Below are 20,510 nucleotides of genomic sequence, written 5' to 3' on the forward strand. Positions count from 1 at the left end.
TCGGCGTGAGCATTGACTTCGCCCTCTACGATTTAGTCTGTCTCGCGCGCGTTCAATCGCACATCATTGACAGTGGGACTCGTGGACCCCCACCCCCGACCCCTCCCCGCAAGGGGGAGGGGAGTGCACCGCCTGCGCGGCAGACTATGCTTCCGATCACGAGCTTGACTACTTCACCAGCCTGAATCTCCCGCCCTCGACCTTGATCAGGAACGCCGAGCGTTCGTCGTAGCCGTTGTGGTCGGTCGGGCTCATATTGGAGAGGCCGTTGTTGAGATAGATATCCTTGCCGCGCTCGAGTTCGTCGCGCAGCGCGGCGCGGAATTCCGGCGTGCCGGGCTTGGCGGCCTTCAGCGCGCCGGGAATGGCGCCCTTGAGCAGGGTTGCGGTGTCCCACAGATGCGCGGCGAAGATGTTGGGCTTGTCGCCATTGGCGGCCTGATAGGCGGAGACGAACGCGTCGTTGGCGCGGCGGAACGGATCCTCGGGCGCCAGATCGTCGGCGATCGAGAACGCTTCGCCGGCGAACACCGCGCCCTCGACATTCTCCTTGCCGAGCTTGATGAACTCCTGCGTCGCGACGCCATGGGTCTGGAAAATCCTCCCCGCATAGCCGCGCTCGCGCAGCGCCTGTTGCGGCAGCACCGCCGGCGTGCCGGCGGACGCGATGAACACCGCATCCGGATTGGTGGCGATCACCTTGAGCGCCTGGCCGGTGACGCTGGTGTCGCCGCGCGCATAGACCTCGTGCGTGGTCACCGTGAGCCCGAGCTTCGGCGCCAGCTTCGTCACCTCCTGATAATAGCCCTCGCCATAGCCGTCGGACACGCCGATGAAGCCGAGCGTCTTCACCCCGGTCTTGGCGATGTATTTGAGCATCGCCGCGGCCATGATGTCGTCATTGGGCACGACCTTGAATGCCCATTTGCGCTTGTCGTCCATCGGCTGCACGATCGCGGTCGAGGCCGCCAGCGACAGCAGCGGCGTCCTGCTTTCGAGCGCGACGTCGAGCATCGGCATGGTGACCGGCGTCAGCGAGGAGCCGATGATGACGTCGACACCGTCCTGGATCACCAGGCGGCGCGCGTTCTGCAGTCCCTTCACGCTGTCGGATTCGTCGTCGAGCGCGATGTAGACGATCTTCTCGCCGTCGATCTCCTTCGGCAGCGCAGCCACCGCCTTGATCTGCGGCTGCCCGAGCGCCGAGCCGGGCCCGGTTGCGGACACCACGATACCGACCTTGATGTCGGCGCACGCGGGCGAGCCGAAAGCCATCGTTGCAGCAATTCCGATCGCCGTGAGCGCGGCTCTCATCGCATATCCTCCCCGTTGAGCGTGCTCGGCGCGTTGACTGGCCGAGACTTTGGCCGATGAGCGTAGCCGGACCGGCGGCCTCGTGTCTGTCCCCGTGGTTGGTGACGCGGGGCGGCGCTTCCAGCCAGGGCGGGTTGCTGCTAGGTTTCGGCGAACAAAGAGATCCGGGAGGAACGCATGGAGGCTCAGGAGCCTGGCATCGAGGCGGCCGGTGCCGTCGGCGCGATGGTGCTCGCGATCGGACAGCCCGCATTTCCGCAAGTCCTGATCGAGACGTTGCGCATCCTTGCCGATGTCGGCCACTGCATGGTGTTCGCCTTCGAGGACCAGCGCTCGGCGCGCTGCCTGCTCAGCACGGGGAACATCGCGATCGGGCCCGACCTCGGCGCGGCCTATTCGGAGCACTTCCACATCGCCGATCCGAACCGGGATACGATCTTTCGCGAGCGCGCGGAAGCGCGCCACATCCTGCTGCCGAACTTCGCGCGCCGCATGTACCCGAAGGGCTACCGCAAGCTGTTCTTCGAGGACTCCGAGATCGTCGACAAGGCCGCCACCGCGATCTGGGTCGGCGAGCACTGCACCTACGTGAACTTCTATCGTACTGCTGCTCAAGGCGGTTTTGCGCCCCACGAGCGCCAGCGCATCGCCGCGGTCGCCCCGATCGTGGGGGCCATCGTCGCGCGTCATTGCCAGGATCGCGCTGCCGCGATGGATCCGGCCGACAGATTTGCTTCGTTGTTCGCCGCCGGCGGACCGCTGTCGGTCCTCACCGCGCGGGAGAAGGACGTCTGCCGTCGCATCCTCGAAGGCTTCACCTCCGAGGCGATCGCCGGGGCTCTCGGCATCGCCCTCAACTCCGTCTTCACCTATCGCAAGCGCGCCTATGAGAAGCTCGGCATCGCCTCGCAGAACGAGCTGTTCGCGATCGCCCTCCGCCTGATGACGACACCGCGGCCGCTGAACTGAGCGAGGGGCTCGCCTGCTGTCACCCATCGCCGGGACAGACGTTGCCGGAGCGTGCGGCTAGCCTGCGCCGTCAGAACCGGAGACCGAGAGTGAGCACAGCACCGCGCTTCGATATCGACACCGCCACCTTCTGGACCGATCCCTATCCGGCGCTGGCGCGCATGCGCCAGGAGGCGCCGATCGCCTTCGTGCCGCAGCTCGGCAGCACGCTGTTGTGCCGTCGCGACGACATCTTCGTCTCCGAGAAGCAGATCGACGTCTTCAGCTCGCATCAGCCGCAGGGCCTGATGAACCGACTGATGGGCCACAACATGATGCGCAAGGACGGCGCGGCGCACATGGCGGAGCGCCAGGCGATCGCGCCGGCGGTGTCGCCGCGCGCCGTGCGCGTGCACTGGCTGGCGCAGTTCCAGGCCCACGCCGACCGGCTGCTCGATGCGCTCGACCCGGCGAGGGATGTCGATCTCGTCGGCGATTTCGCGCTGCCGTTCTCGGCCGAGTGCCTGAAGCTGATCACCGGCCTCACCAACATGCGCTTCCAGGACATGAATGCGTGGTCGCAGGCAATGATCGACGGCATCGCCAACTACACCGGGGATCCCGCGGTCGAGGCGCGTTGCAACGCCGCGACATCAGGCATCGACGCTGCCATCGACGACATGCTGCCGGTGCTGGAGAAGACCCCGAACCAGAGCCTGCTTGGCGTGATGCTCGCCACGCAAATGCCGATGGAGAGCGTCCGCGCCAACATCAAGCTCGCCATCTCGGGCGGCCAGAACGAACCGCGCGATGCGATCGCCGGCACGGTGTGGGCGCTTCTGACGCATCCCGAGCAGCTCGCGCTGGCCATCCATGGCGAGGTGCGCTGGCTCCAGGTGTTCGAGGAATATGCCCGCTGGATCTCGCCGATCGGCATGTCGCCCCGGCGCATCGCCAAGCCCTGGACGATTCGCGACGTCGCCTTCGAACCGGAGGAGCGCGTGTTCCTGATGTTCGGCTCGGCCAATCGCGACGAGGCGCATTTCACCGACCCCGATCGCTTCGACGTCCGCCGCGACGTCTCCAAGAGCATCGCCTTCGGCGCAGGCCCGCATTTCTGTGCGGGCGCCTGGGCCTCGCGCGCGATGATCGCCGACGTCGCGCTCCCGACGCTGTTCGCGCGGCTCAAGAACCTGCGCCTGCGTGACACCGAGCCGGTGCGCATCGGCGGCTGGGCCTTTCGCGGCCTGCTCAATCTGCCGGTGACCTGGGACGCGACGCAGGATTGATCCTCGCCGCGGCCCTTGCGGGGGGGCGCCGTGCTCAGGCGGCCTCTACGCCCTGCCTGCTGCGATCGCCTGCGCCTCTGCGGCTGCGCGCTGCATGCTGGACGACATCTCGCCGGTGACCGTGCTCTGCTCCTCGACGGCGGCGGCGGTCGAGGTGACGTATTCGCTGACGTTCTGGATCTCGACCTTGATCGCGTTCAGCGCATTCACGACCTCGCTGGAGATCCCGTTCAGTCCGGCGATCTCCGCGCCGATCTTGTCGGTGGCGGCCTTGGCCTGCGTGGCGAGATTCTTGACCTCCGACGCGACCACGGCAAAGCCGCGGCCGGCATCGCCGGCGCGCGCCGATTCGATCGTGGCATTGAGTGCCAGCAGGTTGATCTGCCCGGTGATGTTGCCGATCAGCTCGACGATGCCGCTCATCGCCTGCGTCGCCTCGCTCAGGCGCTTGGCCTGCGAATCGGCGGAGGCGACCCGGTCAGCCGCCCCCATCGCGGTCTCGCGGGACTTCGTCATGGCCTCGGAAATCTCGCGCACCGAGGCGTTCAATTCCTCGGCACCCGCGGCGACGGACTCCATCATGCCGCGGACTCGCTCATTGCCCATCCGCACCAGCACTTGCTTGGTGACGTCGGTGGCGTATTTCACGACCTTGAACGGCTTGCCGTTGAGGTCGAGGATTGGATTGTAGGAGGCCTGAATCCAGACCTCGCGACCGCCCTTTCCGATCCGCTTGTATTCCGCGGTCTGATATTCGCCGCGGTTCAGGGCGGCCCAGAAGTTGCGGTAGGCCGCACCGTCGCGCTCTGACGGATCGACGAACATCGAATGATGGCGGCCCTTGATCTCGGACAGCGTATAGCCGAGCGCCTGCAGGAAATTGTTGTTGGCGTCGATGATGGTGCCGTCCAGTTCGAACTCGATCACGGCCTGCGATTTGCTGATGGCGGCGATCTGTCCGGCGAGATCGGCATTCCGAAGCTTCTGGGCGGTCACGTCGGTGGCGAACTTGACGACCTTGAAGGGCTTTCCGTTCTGATCGAACACCGGATTATAGGACGCCTGAATCCATACCTCCTTGCCGCCCTTTCCGATTCGCTTGTATTCCGCGGCCTGATATTCGCCGCGGTTCAGGGCGGCCCAGAACTCGCGATAGGCGGCACTGTTGCGCTCCTCCGGCGAAACGAACATGCTGTGATGTTTGCCCTGGATCTCCGGAAGGCTGTAGCCCAGCGCATTCAGAAAATTGTCGTTGGCGGTGACGATGGTGCCGTCCAGGTTGAATTCGATCACGGCCTGTGATCGGCCGATGGCCGCGACCTGAGCGCTGTAGTCGAGGTTCTGCAGCCGCACGCTGGCGTCGGACCACTCGACGACCGTTCCGGCGCGGCTTCCGTCCGGGTGCTTCAAGGGCTGCGCGATCAGATCGAACGTCCACTTGCCGATCTTGATGGTGGCCCGGTGCTCGGAGGCGAGGGCCTGCAGCATGCGGCGCTGGTGGGTCGGGTCCTTGTGGAAGACGTCGATGTTGGTGCCGATGAGGCCGTCGACGCGGAAGTTCGGCAACTGCGTCTTGAGATCGGCCTCCGCCTCACGCATCAGCGCCCGTACCGCCTCGTTCATGTAGACGATGTTGAGCTTGTCGTCAGCGACCATCACCTTCGCGGTGATCGCGTTTGCGGCCAGGGCGGTCAGGGATGCGGCGTTGTTCTTGCGGCCAAACATGATGGTCTCCTGTGCAAACGATCACGCCAGCGATGTGCACATCCTCGTGATCACGCGGTAGTTGCTGTGATCCGGAGACGGCGCTGACTGCGATCATTCCTGAACTCGATGATCCCCGTAAATCCCCGGGGGGCTTTATTCAATCTAACAGCTCGTCAGTAAGATTCGGTTAGGCAGCAATCTGCAGCGATGTTCTGATTGTGCAGGAATGGCCGTGAATCTGCGGGGCGTGTTCAGGTGTCGCAGGGCCGGGATTGCCTTAGATCAAGATCGACATGATCCTCGGCGCTAGGCTCCATTCGGATTGGATGGTATCGGCTTCGACATGCCAGAGAAGGACATTGCCGAAGTCATCGCGGTGCCGAGGGTGTTTCTCGACAGCCTCGGCATCGGCATCTCGATCATCGACAGTGCAACGGGACATATCCGGTTTGCGAACGCCGAATGCTGCCGGATCGTCGGATACACGCTGGAGCAGCTCAAGACCGGTGGGCTGACCTTTGTCGATCTGACGCATCCAGAGGACCGGGAGCGCAATCGGCTGCAGCACGACAAGCTGCTTGCAGGCGAGATCGCGACCTATCAGCTCGACAAGCGCTATCTTCGGCCGGACGGAAGCGTCGTGTGGGGACGCGTGACCGTCAATCCCGTCAGGGACGCCAGGGGCCGCCTGAAGTGGTTCTGCGCCGTGGTCGAGGACATCACGACAACCAGGATCCTGGAAGAACAGCTTGCGGCCGCGGAGAAGCTCGCTGGGCTGTCGACGTTCAACCTGATCGTCGATGCAGACGAGTCCAAGGGAGATTTTCCGCCGGCGTCGCCATCGTCGCTGCGCGACATGTTGTGCCATGTGCATCCCGAGGATCGGAACGGGCTCGCGCAGGTCATCCGTCGTGCGATCATGAAGCGAACCGGCTACACGCGCGACTACCGGGTGCTTGGCAAAGCCGGTGCGGTGCGCTGGGTCCGTGGCATGGCGACCTCCGTCTACAGCCCGTCCGACGGACGAACCCATCTCGTCGGCGCGACGATCGACGTCACCGCGGATCATCTCGATCGCGATCGCCAGGTGCCGGAGCCCATTCGCAGGATCCTGGAACACATTGAGACGAACTGGGATCAGAAGATATCGATCCAGCAACTCGCGGTTCGCTACGGCGTCAGCCCCCGCACGGTCTATCAGTACTTCGCGAAGAGTGGCGTGTCCTTGGCCGAGAAGATCAAGCTGACGCGAATCCAACATGCGCACCGCATGCTGTATGATGCGAAAGCGGGTGACACGGTGACGTCGATCGCCCTGCGATGTGGCTTCAGCAATCCGGGGCATTTCGCCAGGGAGTATCGAAAGATCTATGGTGAGACGCCGTCGGAAAGTCTGAGGCAGGCGTCATTGCCGCTGGCGGCGCGGGGTGAAGCCGCCGCTGCTCCGTCCGTCCGCTGATCGTCAGCCGACCTTCACGGCATCACGTCTGGATGGAGCACCGGCCAGATGTGCCCGACGAGCAATCTCCGCATGCTTCGTATGCGCGAAATGCCCGTCGAGTTAGTTTGCCGCAGCCGTGCCGGCTTGCGTCGTCGGGCAAATCAGACCGATGGTCTTGCCCATCCCGCCTCGAGCAGAGGGACGTACGCGTCGTCACGAACGTGGAGGCGGGCTGCGATGGACGTGACGGCTGCGCTGGACGAGCGTAGCCGGCGCGGACGGCGAAGTCGTGTGGTCCTGACCTCTCGACGCTGAGGTCAAGCTCGCGAGCGTTGCTTGGCGGCACGCGCGGGCGATGGGGGCAAGAGAGCCGATCCCCAGGGAGAGCACGAAGGACACCGTTAAAACCGTTGCGCGGGGAAGGCCGGGTCTGTCCGGCTGTACCTGTGGTACCTGCCGCCTGCATTCTTTTGAGCAGGCGGGCCACGGGCCTCAGCCGAGGTCCGGCCTTCCTCGCGCCCTCTCGTTGTTCAGGAGGGGCATGATTGCCGCATCACCTGCGCCTCATGGGCGGCGGGAAGGCGGTGTCGTGTCTTATGGGATGTCTCGGGCACAGTGTGATGGAAGGCGCCAACCGCAACCTCAGCCGTCGTCCCGGCCTTGCGCCGGGACCCATAACCCCAGGAAGATGTGTGAGGCACGCTGGTGGATCGATTTCGCTGCGCCACCATGGCCGGTGGCCATGGGTCCCGGCGCAAGGCCGGGACGACACCGGTCGTGACGCGCGAGTTCTGGCAAACGAGACATCGACCGGCGCCACCATCGCGGTTCGCCTTACGCTTCCAGCGCCGTCCTGATCATGCGCGCGAGGTCGGCGCTGACATACGGCTTCGCCAGCAGCAGCACGTCGGCATCGAGCCGGCCATGATGCACGATCGCGTTCTCGGTGTAGCCAGATGTGTAGAGCACCTTCAGCCCGGGGCGGCGCTTCTCGGCCTCGATGGCGAGCTGCCGGCCGTTCATGCCGCCGGGAATGATGACGTCGGTGAACAGCAGGTCGATGCGTTCCTGGCTGTCGATGATTGTCAGCCCATCGGCGGCATTGCTGGCCGACAGGGTGCGATAGCCGAGACGGCGCACCTGAGCCACGACGTAGTCGCGCACCAGCGCATCGTCCTCGACGATCAGGATGGTCTCGTCGCCGCGCGCGACCGCCGGCCGGCCGGGCTCTGCGGCCGGCGTCTCCGGCAGTCCGGCGGCGCGCGGCAGATAGAGCTTGACCGTCGTGCCGTGGCCTTCCTCGCTGTAGATCTTGACGTGGCCGTTCGATTGTTTGACGAAGCCGTAGACCATGCTCAGCCCGAGGCCCGATCCCTTGCCGACGTCCTTGGTGGTGAAGAACGGCTCGAACACCTTGTCGAGCAGTGGAGCCGGAATGCCCTGGCCGGTGTCGCTGACCGCGATCATGACGTAGCTTCCGGGCTTGGCGTCGCGGTTCAGTTGCGCGTAGTGCTCGTCGAGCGTGACGTTCTTGGTCTCCAGGGTCAGCTTGCCGCCGTCCGGCATCGCGTCGCGCGCATTGAGCGCGAGGTTGAGGATCGCGGTCGACAATTGGCTCGGATCGATCAGCGCCGGCGCGCTGTCATGGGCCAGCATCGATTCGATCTCGATCTGCTCGCCGAGCGTCGGCCGCAGCAGACGGCCGGCCTCGACGATGAGCGCATTGATGTCGGTGGCGCGCGGCTGCAGCGGCTGGCGGCGCGAGAAGGCGAGCAGGTGCCGGGTCAGATCGGCGCCGCGCTCGGCGGCGGCGCTGATCATGCCGGCGATGCCTGCGAGCTGGGGCTTGTCCTTGACCGCATCGGCAAGGATCTCGATCGTCCCGGTGATGACGGTCAGGATGTTGTTGAAGTCGTGCGCGACGCCGCCGGTGAGCTGGCCGATCGCCTCCATCTTCTGCGCCTGACGGACCTGGGCCTCGTTGGCCTCGATTTCCTGGAATCGCCGCACCATCGCTTCCGCGGCGCGGCGCTGCCGGATCTCCTCCTCGAGCTGCGCATAGGCCTTCTGCAAGGTGATGCGCGTCGGCAGCACCAGAAGCTGCGGCAGCATCTTGATCATGATGACGATGATTCCGATCGAGGTGACGCCGAGAAAGACGTTGATGACGTCCGTGATGGTCGAGGTCGGTACCCAGAGATCGACGATCGCAAGCAGGCGGGTGACCCCGACGACGGCCACGAAGGTCGCAAGCGCCCCGACGATTCCGCGGAACATGACGTCGCGCCAGCGCCGCCGCAGGAACGTGCCGACGACGAAGGCGATGGTGAAGAAGGCGCTGGCGATCAGTCCGTTGGATACGACCTGCAGCCATGCCCATACCGGCGCTCCCTGCAGACCCGCCGCTTGCACCGTCAACGTCGGCATATGCAAATCATCCTCAACAACGCAACGCGCCAAAATCCGGGGGCGGCCCGGCCTGTCGTCGTCGCAACCCGAACGGATCATTCAGCTTTTCGTCTCCGGCGCAAGGGCAATGGCGGCTTCGACGCGCATCGCGGCAGGGCGCCCTCGCCGCGAATGCCGCTCCGCCGCGCGGCGTCAAAAGCCTGCCACACATCCTTTACCGCCCGGTCACGCGGTTGTTAACGCGCCGACCTAAGCCGCTCGACACCGTCATCACCATGGGGAATGAACGAGATGTCGAACACGATCGCGCACAACCGGCGCGAGTTCCTGCGGCTGCTCGGAGCGTCGGCTGCGACCGCCGCCCTCGGCCAGAGCATCGAGCGCGCGCATGCCATTCCGGCGTTCAACCGCCACGGCAGCATCGAGGACGTCAAGCACATCGTGGTGCTGATGCAGGAGAACCGCGCCTTCGATCATTATTTCGGCGCGATGCGCGGCGTCCGCGGCTTCAACGATCCGCGCGCCGTGAAGCTGCCGAATGGCAATCCGGTGTGGCAGCAGCCGAACGGCGCGGGGGCAGTGATGCCGTTCCGCGTCGACAATGCCGGCCAGGTCTATGTCGAGGACGTCGCCCATGGCTGGAACGACGGCCAGAAGGCCTGGAACAACGGCAACTACGACAAGTGGATCGCCAACAAGGGCACCACGACCATGACCTGCTTGAACCGGCAGGATCTGCCCTGGCACTATGCGCTGGCCGACGCCTTCACGGTGTGCGATTCCTATTTCTGCTCGGTGATGGGCCCGACCGATCCGAATCGCTACTACTTGTGGACCGGTTGGGACGGCAACGACGGCAAGGGCGGCGGCCCGGTCATCACCAATGCGGAAGCCGGCTACGACTGGACCACGTTTCCGGAGCGGTTGGAGAAGGCCGGCATCTCCTGGAAGGTCTACCAGGACATCGGTCTCGGCCTGACGGCGGAAGGCTCCTGGGGCTGGACCCAGAATCCGTGGATCGGCAATTACGGCGACAACTCGCTGCTGTATTTCCATCAGTACCAGAATTCGCAAGCAGGCAGCCCGCTGTACGAGAAGGCGCTGCGTGGCAGCAACATCGCCAATGGCGGCACGTTCGAGAACCTGTTCGACGGGCTGCGCAACGACGTCCGCAACGGCACGCTGCCGCAGGTGTCGTGGATCGCAGCTCCGGAGGCGTTCAGCGAGCATCCGAACTGGCTGCCCGGGCCGGGCGCCTGGTACATCTCCAAGGTGCTCGACATCCTGACGTCGAACCCCGAGCTGTGGAGCAAGACCGCGCTGCTCATCAACTACGACGAGGGCGGCGGATTCTTCGACCATGTCGTCGGCCCGTATCCGGCGATGTCGCAGGCCTGGGGCCAGTCGACCGTCGATGTGAGCACGGACCTCTTCGCTGGCGACGGAAGCCACGTTGCCGGCCCCTACGGACTAGGCGTCCGCGTGCCGATGCTGGTGGTGTCGCCGTGGTCGCGCGGCGGCTTCGTGTGCTCGGAAGTGTTCGACCATACTTCTGTGATCCGCTTCATCGAGCGCCGCTTCCATCACAAGGCGCCCGATCTGTTCGAGAGCAACATCCCGGCGTGGCGGCGCGCGGTGTGCGGCGATCTCACCTCGGCGTTCAACTTCACTTCGCCCAACGAAGGCATGGCGCCGCTGCCGAGCACGGCCGGCTACAAGCCGCCGGCCGCCGACATCACCTCCGGCGCCCGCTTCGACGACTATCATCCGGTGCCGCCGGCCAAGCAGGCGTTGCCGCAGCAGGAGCCGGGCATTCGCCCGGCGCGCCCGCTGCCCTACGATCTCAGGGTCGATGGCGACGCCGATGCTGCGCACAAGACGTTCGCGATCCGCTTCGCCAATCCGGGGCAGGCGGGCGCCTGCTTCCACGTCCGCTCCGGCAACACCGCGACCGGCCCGTGGAGCTACACCGTCGAAGCCGGGAAATCGCTGCACGGCGTGTGGGACCTCGCGGCCAGCGCCGGCCAGTACGATCTGTCGGTGTACGGCCCGAACGGCTTCTTCCGCCACTTCAAGGGCGGCGTCGCCACCACCGCCGCGCTGGTCGACGTCGATACGGTCCATCTCTGTGATTGGGATGATGACGACGATTCGCGCAGCCTTGCGATCGCGCTCACCAACAAGGGGGCGAGCTGTGTCGTGACACTGGCCGACAACTATACGGGACGCAGCCAGCGGCACCGCCTGCAGCGTGGCCAGCGGCTGGAGACGCGGGTTCGCCTGCAGCAGACCCATGGCTGGTACGACCTGACGGTCACGACGGACAGCGATGCCAACTTCAACTGGCAGCTCGCGGGTCACGTCGAGAACGGCCGGCCCAGCATCAGCGACCCGGCGATGGGCAGGATCGCCGCGACCTGATCGCGAACGATATCGGGATGCGCCCGGAGCGATTTGGGCGCATCCTCAAGATGACGAGGTGACGAGACCTTCGGGGGCTGCGTCGTCGGCATTGGGATCGCCGGGCGCCGTCGCCCAGGCAAGTTCGACCAGGGTGACGATGCGGCGGCCGGCGCCGTCGAGCTGGCACACGATGAGGCCCTGGTCCTCGATATAGGTCAGCAGGCGCTGCGCACGGCGCAGCGAATGCGAGCCATAGGCGCGGGCGATCGCCGCATCGCTCGGGCAGGGGCGGCCGTCCTTGGCGGCGCGGGCGATCATCATGAACACGCCCTGCATGTCCTCAGGCAGCAGCGAGGCGCGCAGCCTGACGTCCTGCCAGCCGGCATCGTCGGCCGTCTCGTCGCCGCCGAGCCCGGCGCGGGCGCGGGTCAGCATGCGGCGGAACTCGTTGAGGTCGGGCACGGCCGTGCCCAGCCCCTCGATGCGGCAGCGGACGACGAATTCCTGGTAGAGCACGCCGACGGCGCGGAAGCCGGCGTCGGGCTCGGCCAAGACCGCGCGCAGCACACGCTCGACGCGGGCTTTGCGTTCGGCGAGCTCCTCCTCGCTGACGGCGGGTGCTGGCGGTTCGGGGCGCAGCTCGAGCGCGGCGGACTTCGCCGCCATGAGCTGGTCGAGCAGCTCCGGTTGCGGCTTGCGCTGCGGCCGCGCGTTGGTCTCGGGCGGCGGTGCGGCGAGAATCACCGCGCGGGCGTCCTCGAGCGAAGCCTCCGGCAGCGGCATCAGCCGCGGCGTTGCGTTGCGCGGCTTGGTATCGGTCGGGCCGATGCGCAGGCCGAGTGGACGGCGCGACAGCGCGGGCCCCAAGGCCATGAACTGGCCGCGCTCGAGGTCGCGGAACGCCTCCGCCTGGCGCCGCTCCATGCCGAGCAGGTCGGCGGCGCGGGCCATGTCGATGTCGAGGAAGGTGCGGCCCATCAGGAAGTTCGAGGCCTCGGCCGCGACATTCTTGGCGAGCTTCGCCAGTCGTTGCGTCGCGATCACGCCCGCCAGCCCGCGCTTGCGGCCGCGGCACATCAGGTTGGTCATCGCGCCGAGCGAGGCCTTGCGGGCCTCGTCGGAGACCTCGCCCGCGACGGCCGGTGCGAACAGCTGGGCCTCGTCGACCACGACCAGCATCGGGTACCAGTGGTCGCGGGAGATCTCGAACAGGCCGTTGAGAAAGGCGGCCGCGCGCCGCATCTGATTCTCGGCGTCGAGGCCTTCGAGGTTGAGCACCGTCGAGACGCGATGCATCCGCGCCCGTTCGCCGGCGACCTGCAGCGCGCGCTCGGTGTGGTCCTCGGCCGCGATCACGAGATGGCCGAATCGCTCGGCCAGCGTGACGAAGTCGCCCTCCGGGTCGATGATCGTCTGCTGCACCCAGGGCGCGCTCTGCTCCAGCAGGCGGCGCAGGAGATGCGACTTGCCGGAGCCGGAATTGCCCTGCACCAGGAGCCGGGTCGCCAGCAGTTCCTCGAGGTCCAGGGCGGCAGGCGATCCCGCCGCCGTCTGCCCCATCTCGATTGCAACCGTCATGTGCCCCGACTCAAGCCCGCTTCACGCAGAGGCTGGCGCTTAACAAGCGCGGGCGCGCACGTCGAGCGTTTGCAATGGACTGTCCCAGATTGCGGGATGGGCTGTGGATGGTTCGCAGATGGAACCCGATCGCGGGCTGCCCAGTTCCCTGTCGACGCGCCTCTTACCGTGAGGGCCGGTGCTTGGCGCCCGCGCGCATTTGACGGTACTGTGCGGCGAAAAAGGGGCCAGGAGTGAACGAGCATTCGGATGCCGGTCACGCGACGTTCAAGGCGTTCGCGCGCGGAGCCGACTTCCTGCAGGGTGGCGGGGAGATGGGGGCGCTCATGCGCATCCATGATTGGTCGCGGACGCCGTTGGGGCCGCCCGAGAGCTGGCCTCAGTCCTTGCGCACTTCGATCAGCACCTGCCTGGACTGCGCGTTCCCGATCCTGATCTGGTGGGGCCCGGAGCTCGTCATGCTCTACAATGACGAGTATCGCCTGATCCTCGGCTCGCAGAAGCATCCCGCGGCGCTGGGGGCGCCAGGGCGCGCGGTATGGTCCGAGATCTGGGAGGTCATCGGCCCGATGCTGCGGCACGTCGTCGGGCTTGGCGAAGCGACCCGCTCACGCGACATGCCGCTGTTCATCGACCGCCACGGCTACCTGGAGGAGACCTATTTTTCGTTCTCCTATTCGCCGATTCGCGATGAGACCGGCGGCGTCGGCGGCGTCTTCACCCCCGTCATCGAGACGACGGCCCGGGTCGTGGGCGAGCGCCGTATGCGGACCTTGCGCGATCTCGCCGCGCGCGGCCGTGCCGACAGTCTGGCGCATGCTTGTCGCGAAGCCACCGACGTCCTCGCCGAGAATCCGCATGATGTCCCGTTTGCGCTGATCTACCAACTCAGCGAGGATCAGCGATCGGCACGGTTGTTGAGCGCCGCGGGGGGGCACCCGGACAGCGCCATCGCGCCGGCGCAGATTGCCCTCGACAGTGACGGGCTGTGGCCGATCCGGGCGGCGGCGCGCGCGGTGGCGCCGATTCGCGTCGTGCTGGATCGTGCGAAATTTGCCGGCGTGCCGACCGGCGCATGGCCCGAGCCGCCACAGCTGGCGCTGGTGCTGCCGGTTGCGACGGGCCGGGAGCAGGCGACGGCGATCCTGATCTGTGGCGTCAATCCGCGCCGCGCCCTCGATGCCGAGCACCAGGGCTTCTTCGATCTGATGGCCGCTCAGCTCGGTAGCTCCTTTGCGGAGACGCTGGCCTATGAACAGGAGCGGCGCCGCGCAGAGGCGCTCGCCGAGATCGATCGGGCCAAGACCGCGTTCTTCACCAATGTCAGCCACGAATTCCGTACGCCGCTGACGCTGATGCTCGGTCCGCTCGAAGATGTCCTGCTGCGGTCGCAGGCCTTGCCGCCTGCGGATCGCGACCGGTTGGAGATCGCCGAGCGCAATGCCTTGCGGATGCTCAAGCTGGTCAACACGCTGCTGGATTTCTCGCGGATCGAGGCCGGCAGGATGCAGGCAGTCTACGCGCCGGTCGACCTCGCGAGCCTGACCGCGGAGATCGCCAGCACCTTCCGCTCGGCGATCGAGGCCGCCGGCCTCAGGCTGATGGTGGATTGCCCGCCGCTGCCGGAGCCGGCCTATGTCGATCCCGAAATGTGGGAGAAGATCGTCCTCAACCTGCTGTCCAACGCGTTCAAATTCACCTTTGCGGGCGACATCGAGGTCCGGCTCGTCACCTGCGATCGTCATTTCGAACTGAGCGTGAAGGACACCGGGACCGGCATCCCGCAGCACGAGCTGCCGCGGCTGTTCGAGCGTTTCCATCGCGTCGCCGGCGCGTTCGGCCGCACCCATGAAGGCTCGGGCATCGGGCTCGCGCTGGTGCATGAGCTCGCCAAGCTGCACGGCGGATCCGTCGCAGCGACCAGCGAAGCCGGGCAGGGCAGCACGTTCGCGGTCAGGATTCCCAGGGGACGAAGTCATCTGCCGTTCGACCAGGTCGACGCGGCGCCAGCGCAGGAACCGATCCTTCGCGGTGCGCGGCCCTTCATCGAGGAGGCGTTGCGCTGGCTGCCGGATCCGCCGACGCTCGACGCGCACGCCGTTCCGGACATCGACATCACCACCCCGTCAGCTGACAGGGCCGGGCCGCGCCCCCGTATCCTGCTGGCCGACGACAATGCCGATATGCGCGACTATGTCCGCCGCCTGCTCGCCTCGCGCTACGATGTCGAGACCGTCGCCGATGGTGAAGCCGCGCTCGCGGCCATCGCCCGCGACAAGCCCGACCTCGTTCTGTCTGATGTGATGATGCCGCGCATCGACGGCATGCAGTTGCTTGCGCGGCTGCGCGCCGATGAACGGGTCGGCACTATCCCGGTGATCCTGGTGTCGGCCCGGGCCGGAGAAGAGAGCCGCGTCGAAGGCATGGAGGCCGGTGCGGATGACTATCTCATCAAGCCGTTCAGTGCGCGTGAACTGTTGGCGCGCGTCGAGGCGCATCTCAAGATGGCCCGTCTGCGTGCCGAAGCGACGGAGCGGCTGCGCGCCAGCGAGGAGCGCTATCGCGCTTTCGTAACCGCGAGTTCCGACGTCATCTATCGCATGAGCCCCGACTGGCGGGAGATGCGCCAGTTGCAGGGCAAGGACTTCATCGCCGATACAATGAACCCGAGCCAAGGCTGGCTCGCGAAATACATTCATCCGGACGATCAGGCGCAGGTGACTGCGGCGATCAGCAGGGCGGTCGCGACGAAGGGCATGTTTGAGCTGGAGCACCGTATCATCCGGATCGATGGCAGCCTCGGTTGGATCCATTCGCGCGCCATCCCCATTCTCGGGCGTGACGGCGAGATCATCGAGTGGTTCGGGACGGCGCGCGACATCTCCGAGCAGAACAAGGCCGAACGGGAGTTGCGCAAGAGCGAGGAGCGCCTGCGTAGCGCGGTCGAGGTCGGTCGGCTCGGCCTGTGGGACTGGAACGTCGCGACCGGCGAGGTCTACTGGTCGGACGAGCACTTCCGCATGGAAGGCTATGGCGTTGGCGAACTGACTCCGAGCTATGAGGCCTGGGCGGCGCGCATCCATCCCGACGATCGTCCCGCAGCCGAAGCCGCGCTTCACCGCGCGATGGAGGCGCACCAAGAGTATGTCAGCGAGTTTCGCGTGGTGCATCCGGGGGGCGCAATTCGCTACCTCTACGGCCGTGGGCGCTTCTTCTATGACGACGCGGGACGACCGATCCGCATGACCGGCGCCATGGTCGACGTGACCGAGCGGCGTGAATGGGAGGAGCGGCAGAAGGTGCTGGTGGCCGAACTGCAGCATCGCACCCGCAACCTGCTGGGCGTGGTCCGCTCGATGGCCGACAAGACGGCGCGCGCCAGCACCGATCTCGGCGATTTTCGAGCTCGCTTCCGTGATCGGCTGGATACGCTGTCACGCGCCCAGGGCCTGCTGTCCCGCCTCAAGGAGCATGATCGCGTCACGTTCGACGATCTGATCCGTAGCGAGCTGTGGGCTGTCGCCGGCGGTTCGGAGCGCATCGGGCTGTCGGGGCCGTCCGGCGTAAGGCTGCGGTCGTCGACCGTTCAGACCCTTGCCATGGCGCTGCACGAGCTCGCCACCAACGCGGTCAAGTATGGCGCGCTGGCGCAGCCGTCGGGCCGGCTCTGCGTGGTCTGGTCGCTCGAGCGCGAAGGCGCGGAGGGACAGCCCTGGCTGCATATCGAGTGGCGCGAAAGCGGCGTCGACATGCCGCCGCCAGACACGATGCCCAGCGGCACGGGGCAGGGGCGCGAGCTGATCGAACAGGCCTTGCCCTATCAGCTCAGCGCGAGGACCTCGTACGCCTTCGAATCCGACGGTGTCCGTTGCACGATATCGATTCCCGTTTCGCTCACCACACTGGAGCTCGAGGATCATGCCTGAACGCTCGCTTCGCGACCGTCATATCCTCATCGTCGAGGACGAGTACATGCTTGCCGACGAGCTGCGCTGCGCCTTCGGCGACGCCGGCGGCACGATCCTGGGCCCGGTCGGAACCGTCCCCGACGCGCTCGCCTTGATCAAACGCGAGGGGCGGATCGAAGGCGCCGTTCTCGACGTGAATCTGCGCGGCGACATGGCGTTTCCGGTTGCCGATCTGCTGGTCGAACGCGGCGTGCCCTTCGTCTTCACCACCGGCTATGACGAATCGGTCATTCCGGACCGCTTCTCGAAGATCCTCCGCTGCGAGAAGCCGATTGCCGTCGATGGGATCATGCGCGCGCTCGGACGCCTGATCAAGAAGACGGCGCCGCAATGACGCGCCGGTCGGATGGAGCTGGGCGCCTCACACCTCGCGCCGGCTGAGGAAGGCGAGCCGCTCGAACAGGTGGACGTCCTGCTCGTTCTTGAGCAGCGCACCGTGCAGCGGCGGGATCAGCTTCCGCGGGTCGCGCTCGCGCAGCTGCTCAGGACCGATGTCCTCGTTGAGCAGCAGCTTGAGCCAGTCGAGCAGCTCGGAGGTCGACGGCTTCTTCTTCAGGCCGGGCACGTCGCGGACCTCGAAGAAGATGCGCAGGGCCTCCTCGACCAGTCGCTTCTTGATGTTCGGGAAGTGCACGTCGACGATGCGGCCCATCGTATCCGGATCGGGGAACTTGATGTAGTGGAAGAAGCAGCGGCGCAGGAACGCATCCGGCAACTCCTTCTCGTTGTTGGACGTGATGATGACGATCGGGCGCAGCTTCGCCTTGATGGTCTCGTTGGTCTCGTAGACGTGGAATTCCATCCGGTCGAGCTCGAGCAGCAGGTCGTTCGGAAACTCGATGTCGGCCTTGTCGATCTCGTCGATCAAGAGCACCGGTCGCTGCTCGGCCGTGAAGGCCTCCCACAGCTTGCCGCGCTTGATGTAGTTCTTGATGTCGGACACCCTGGAGTCGCCGAGCTGGCTGTCGCGTAGCCGCGAGACGGCGTCGTATTCGTAAAGGCCCTGCTGCGCCTTGGTGGTCGACTTGATGTGCCAGGTGAGCAGCGGCGCGTTGACGGCCTTGGCGACTTCCTCGGCCAGCACGGTCTTGCCCGTCCCCGGCTCGCCCTTCACCAGCAGCGGGCGCTCGAGCACGATCGCCGCATTGACGGCCACTTTGAGGTCGTCGGTGGCGACGTAGTCCTGGGTGCCGGTAAATTTCATTGCGTCTCGCTCATCGTTCGAACTTGTGTTGAGTGGCTACACAGCGGCAACGCCGCTGCGGCCTTAAGATGATGGCTGCCATCGGAAGCAGAAATAATCAAGCGCGCCTGATCAATGAGAGGATCACGAGCACGATGACGGCGCCGATCGTGGCGTCCAGGATCGCCCCCAGCGTGCCGCTGGCGAGCGCAATGTGCAGCGCCGGCAGCACGTAGCTTGCGACCAGCGCGCCGATGATGCCGATGACCATGTTGCCGATCAGGCCGAAACCTGCGCCGCGCACGATCAGCCCCGCCAGCCAGCCCGCGACGGCGCCGATGATCAGTGCTGCAATAATACCCATGAAAGCCCCCATTCCACCTGTTGTTCCAGGGATTGTAGAGCAAAATGCCGGCGGGTCCAGCGTGGGGCGTGGAGCGGCCCTTGACGCGCCCTCCCAGCCGCGCGATCTAATGGGCATGTTCCTGCAATTCTTCACAGCACTGCGCGATGCGCAGGTCCCGGTCTCCTTGCGTGAATATCTCACGCTGATGGAGGCGGTCGACGCCGACCTCGCCGAGCATTCGGTCGAGAACTTCTACTATCTCTCGCGCACCGCGCTGGTGAAGGACGAGCGCAATCTCGACAAGTTCGATCGCGTATTCGGCACCGTGTTCAAGGGGCTGGAGAACCTGCTCGACGCGATGGAGAAGGCCGAGATTCCCGAGGAGTGGCTGAGGAAGCTGGCCGAGAAATACCTCACCGAGGAGGAGAAGAAAGAGATCGAGGCCATGGGCTGGGACAAGCTCATGGAGACCTTGAAGAAGCGCCTGGAGGAGCAGAAGGGCCGCCATCAGGGCGGCAACAAGTGGATCGGCACCGCCGGCACCTCGCCGTTCGGCGCCTATGGCTACAACCCCGAAGGCGTCCGCATCGGCCAGGAGAAGAACCGCAACAACCGCGCCGTGAAGGTGTGGGACCGGCGCGAGTTCAAGGATCTCGACGGCAATGTCGAGCTCGGCATCCGCAACATCAAGGTGGCGCTGCGCCGGCTGCGCAAGTTCGCCCGCACCGGTGCGCCCGACGAGCTCGATCTGGACACCACGATCCGCGAAACCGCCAACCACGGCTATCTCGACGTGCACATGCGTCCCGAGCGGCGCAATGCGGTGAAGGTGCTGGTGTTCTTCGACATCGGCGGCTCGATGGATTCCCACGTCGCGCAGGTCGAGGAGCTGTTCTCGGCCGCCAAGAGCGAATTCAAGCACATGGAATATTTCTACTTCCACAACTGCCTCTACGAGGGCGTGTGGAAGCAGAACAAGCGGCGTTTCACCGACCGCACGCCGACCTGGGACGTGCTGCACAAGTACCCGCACGACTACAAGGTCGTATTCGTCGGCGACGCCTCGATGTCGCCTTATGAGATCATGGTGCCCGGCGGTTCGGTCGAGCACGTCAACGAAGAGCCGGGGTCGGTGTGGCTCGACCGCGTCATCCGCACCTATCCACACGCGGTGTGGCTCAATCCGGTGGCGCAGAAGCACTGGGACTATTCTGAGTCCACCACCATCATTCGCCGCATCTTCTCCGAGCGCATGTATCCGATCACGATTGAGGGATTGGAAGCGGCGATGAAGGAGCTGGTCCGGTAGGCAGTCCCGTCATTCCGGGCGGTTCGGTCCTGACCGACCACCCCGAATGACGAGGTCGAAACGGCGCCGCGCGACGGCTGGACACGACGAAGGAAGAAGGCATGCCCCAGACCATCACGCGCGGCATCAAGGCGCTGCTCGATGAAGCCAACGCCGAGATCGAGACGCTCTCGGCGGCTGAGGCGATCGCGGCGGCGAAGCGCGACGATGTCGTGATCGTCGATATCAGGGATCCCCGAGAGATCGAGCGCGAGGGCAGGATTCCCGGCGCGTTCTCGTGCACCCGCGGCATGCTGGAGTTCTGGATCGACCCGCAGAGCCCCTATGCCAAGCCGATCTTTCAGCAGGACAAGACGTTCATCTTTCATTGCGCCGGCGGCCTGCGCTCGGCGCTCGCGGCCAAGACCGCACAGGACATGGGTCTGACGCCGGTCGCCCATATCGGCGGCGGCTTCGCGGCGTGGCGCGACGCCGGCGGGCCGGTCGAGGCCTGGGCGCCGAAGAAGAAGGATTGATCGCTGCCCATCCCGCGCGGACTTGACCCGCGTGTCCATCGCTTCGACAAGGTGGATCGCCGGATCTCAAGTCCGGCGATGACGACTGAATGTGAAGTCC

At 65.7% G+C, this 20,510-nt stretch carries 14 protein-coding genes; 8 read left to right on the plus strand and 6 right to left on the minus strand.

Translation table 11 applies throughout. The features are described 5' to 3' along the window. Positions 1 to 168: 168 nt before the first annotated feature. Positions 169 to 1,314: an ABC transporter substrate-binding protein gene (locus ACQR1E_RS13910; RefSeq protein ID WP_434862888.1), complete on the minus strand. Its 1,146-nt coding sequence runs from the start codon at positions 1,312 to 1,314 to the stop codon at positions 169 to 171. A gap of 177 nt (positions 1,315 to 1,491) precedes the next feature. On the opposite strand from ACQR1E_RS13910, the gene ACQR1E_RS13915 reads away from it, so the two are divergent. Beyond that, a complete protein-coding gene (locus ACQR1E_RS13915; RefSeq protein ID WP_434897179.1) occupies positions 1,492 to 2,283 on the plus strand; it encodes a helix-turn-helix transcriptional regulator in 792 nt (263 codons plus the stop codon). A gap of 89 nt (positions 2,284 to 2,372) precedes the next feature. Next, on the plus strand, positions 2,373 to 3,551 hold the full coding sequence (locus ACQR1E_RS13920) for a cytochrome P450 (protein ID WP_434897180.1): 1,179 nt from the start codon (positions 2,373 to 2,375) through the stop codon (positions 3,549 to 3,551). Between the two features lie 45 nt (positions 3,552 to 3,596). On the opposite strand, the gene ACQR1E_RS13925 is transcribed toward ACQR1E_RS13920, so the two are convergent. Beyond that, entirely contained in the window at positions 3,597 to 5,276 is a 1,680-nt protein-coding gene (locus tag ACQR1E_RS13925) for a methyl-accepting chemotaxis protein (RefSeq protein ID WP_316173025.1), read from the minus strand. Positions 5,277 to 5,601: 325 nt separating this feature from the next. Here ACQR1E_RS13925 and ACQR1E_RS13930 point away from each other — a divergent pair, with 325 nt between their 5' ends. Continuing rightward, positions 5,602 to 6,717 (plus strand): PAS domain S-box protein, encoded by a 1,116-nt coding sequence (locus ACQR1E_RS13930; RefSeq protein ID WP_434897181.1) that lies wholly within the window; start codon positions 5,602 to 5,604, stop codon positions 6,715 to 6,717. An 816-nt stretch (positions 6,718 to 7,533) separates the two neighbouring features. Here the strand turns inward: ACQR1E_RS13930 and ACQR1E_RS13935 are convergent. Beyond that, a complete protein-coding gene (locus ACQR1E_RS13935; RefSeq protein ID WP_315717857.1) occupies positions 7,534 to 9,126 on the minus strand; it encodes an ATP-binding protein in 1,593 nt (530 codons plus the stop codon). A gap of 273 nt (positions 9,127 to 9,399) precedes the next feature. On the opposite strand from ACQR1E_RS13935, the gene ACQR1E_RS13940 reads away from it, so the two are divergent. Further along, on the plus strand, positions 9,400 to 11,529 hold the full coding sequence (locus tag ACQR1E_RS13940) for a phosphocholine-specific phospholipase C (RefSeq protein WP_434897182.1): 2,130 nt from the start codon (positions 9,400 to 9,402) through the stop codon (positions 11,527 to 11,529). 45 nt (positions 11,530 to 11,574) lie between these two features. On the opposite strand, the gene ACQR1E_RS13945 is transcribed toward ACQR1E_RS13940, so the two are convergent. Continuing rightward, the gene (locus ACQR1E_RS13945; RefSeq protein WP_315717855.1) at positions 11,575 to 13,089 is read right to left on the minus strand and encodes an ATP-binding protein; all 1,515 of its coding nucleotides are present in this window, start codon (positions 13,087 to 13,089) and stop codon (positions 11,575 to 11,577) included. Between the two features lie 233 nt (positions 13,090 to 13,322). Here ACQR1E_RS13945 and ACQR1E_RS13950 point away from each other — a divergent pair, with 233 nt between their 5' ends. Then, positions 13,323 to 17,015 carry a PAS domain-containing protein gene (locus tag ACQR1E_RS13950; RefSeq protein ID WP_434897183.1) on the plus strand — a complete coding sequence of 1,231 codons (3,693 nt, stop codon included), beginning with the start codon at positions 13,323 to 13,325 and terminating at the stop codon, positions 17,013 to 17,015. After that, a complete protein-coding gene (locus tag ACQR1E_RS13955; RefSeq protein ID WP_315717853.1) occupies positions 17,008 to 17,391 on the plus strand; it encodes a response regulator in 384 nt (127 codons plus the stop codon). Before ACQR1E_RS13950 ends, ACQR1E_RS13955 begins: the two co-directional genes overlap by 8 nt. A 27-nt stretch (positions 17,392 to 17,418) precedes the next feature. Here ACQR1E_RS13955 and ACQR1E_RS13960 read toward each other — a convergent pair whose 3' ends face one another. Together ACQR1E_RS13960 and ACQR1E_RS13965 are read right to left on the minus strand one after the other, a co-directional pair. Beyond that, positions 17,419 to 18,261 (minus strand): AAA family ATPase, encoded by an 843-nt coding sequence (locus ACQR1E_RS13960; RefSeq protein ID WP_315717852.1) that lies wholly within the window; start codon positions 18,259 to 18,261, stop codon positions 17,419 to 17,421. 97 nt (positions 18,262 to 18,358) lie between these two features. Next, positions 18,359 to 18,604, minus strand: coding sequence for a GlsB/YeaQ/YmgE family stress response membrane protein (locus tag ACQR1E_RS13965; protein WP_315717851.1), 246 nt, complete (start codon positions 18,602 to 18,604; stop codon positions 18,359 to 18,361). A gap of 115 nt (positions 18,605 to 18,719) precedes the next feature. Between ACQR1E_RS13965 and ACQR1E_RS13970 the strand changes: the two genes are divergently transcribed. Both ACQR1E_RS13970 and ACQR1E_RS13975 read left to right on the plus strand, forming a co-directional pair. Continuing rightward, positions 18,720 to 19,895, plus strand: a complete 1,176-nt coding sequence (locus ACQR1E_RS13970; RefSeq protein ID WP_315827124.1) for a vWA domain-containing protein — start codon at positions 18,720 to 18,722, stop codon at positions 19,893 to 19,895. Positions 19,896 to 19,996: 101 nt separating this feature from the next. Beyond that, positions 19,997 to 20,410 (plus strand): rhodanese-like domain-containing protein, encoded by a 414-nt coding sequence (locus ACQR1E_RS13975; RefSeq protein ID WP_315717849.1) that lies wholly within the window; start codon positions 19,997 to 19,999, stop codon positions 20,408 to 20,410. Positions 20,411 to 20,510 lie beyond the last annotated feature (100 nt).

The organism is Bradyrhizobium sp. HKCCYLRH1030 (assembly GCF_051168395.1).
Taxonomy (GTDB): Bacteria; Pseudomonadota; Alphaproteobacteria; order Rhizobiales; family Xanthobacteraceae; genus Bradyrhizobium.

Bases quoted from the DNA above. Each gene is read 5' to 3' on its own strand.
- ACQR1E_RS13960 (WP_315717852.1), bottom strand. From the start codon at position 18,261: ATGAAATTTACCGGCACCCAGGACTACGTCGCCACCGACGACCTCAAA.
- ACQR1E_RS13955 (WP_315717853.1), top strand. From the start codon at position 17,008: ATGCCTGAACGCTCGCTTCGCGACCGTCATATCCTCATCGTCGAGGAC.
- ACQR1E_RS13965 (WP_315717851.1), bottom strand. From the start codon at position 18,604: ATGGGTATTATTGCAGCACTGATCATCGGCGCCGTCGCGGGCTGGCTG.
- ACQR1E_RS13925 (WP_316173025.1), bottom strand. From the start codon at position 5,276: ATGTTTGGCCGCAAGAACAACGCCGCATCCCTGACCGCCCTGGCCGCA.
- ACQR1E_RS13930 (WP_434897181.1), top strand. From the start codon at position 5,602: ATGCCAGAGAAGGACATTGCCGAAGTCATCGCGGTGCCGAGGGTGTTT.
- ACQR1E_RS13975 (WP_315717849.1), top strand. From the start codon at position 19,997: ATGCCCCAGACCATCACGCGCGGCATCAAGGCGCTGCTCGATGAAGCC.
- ACQR1E_RS13940 (WP_434897182.1), top strand. From the start codon at position 9,400: ATGTCGAACACGATCGCGCACAACCGGCGCGAGTTCCTGCGGCTGCTC.
- ACQR1E_RS13910 (WP_434862888.1), bottom strand. From the start codon at position 1,314: ATGAGAGCCGCGCTCACGGCGATCGGAATTGCTGCAACGATGGCTTTC.
- ACQR1E_RS13945 (WP_315717855.1), bottom strand. From the start codon at position 13,089: ATGACGGTTGCAATCGAGATGGGGCAGACGGCGGCGGGATCGCCTGCC.
- ACQR1E_RS13970 (WP_315827124.1), top strand. From the start codon at position 18,720: ATGTTCCTGCAATTCTTCACAGCACTGCGCGATGCGCAGGTCCCGGTC.
- ACQR1E_RS13935 (WP_315717857.1), bottom strand. From the start codon at position 9,126: ATGCCGACGTTGACGGTGCAAGCGGCGGGTCTGCAGGGAGCGCCGGTA.
- ACQR1E_RS13915 (WP_434897179.1), top strand. From the start codon at position 1,492: ATGGAGGCTCAGGAGCCTGGCATCGAGGCGGCCGGTGCCGTCGGCGCG.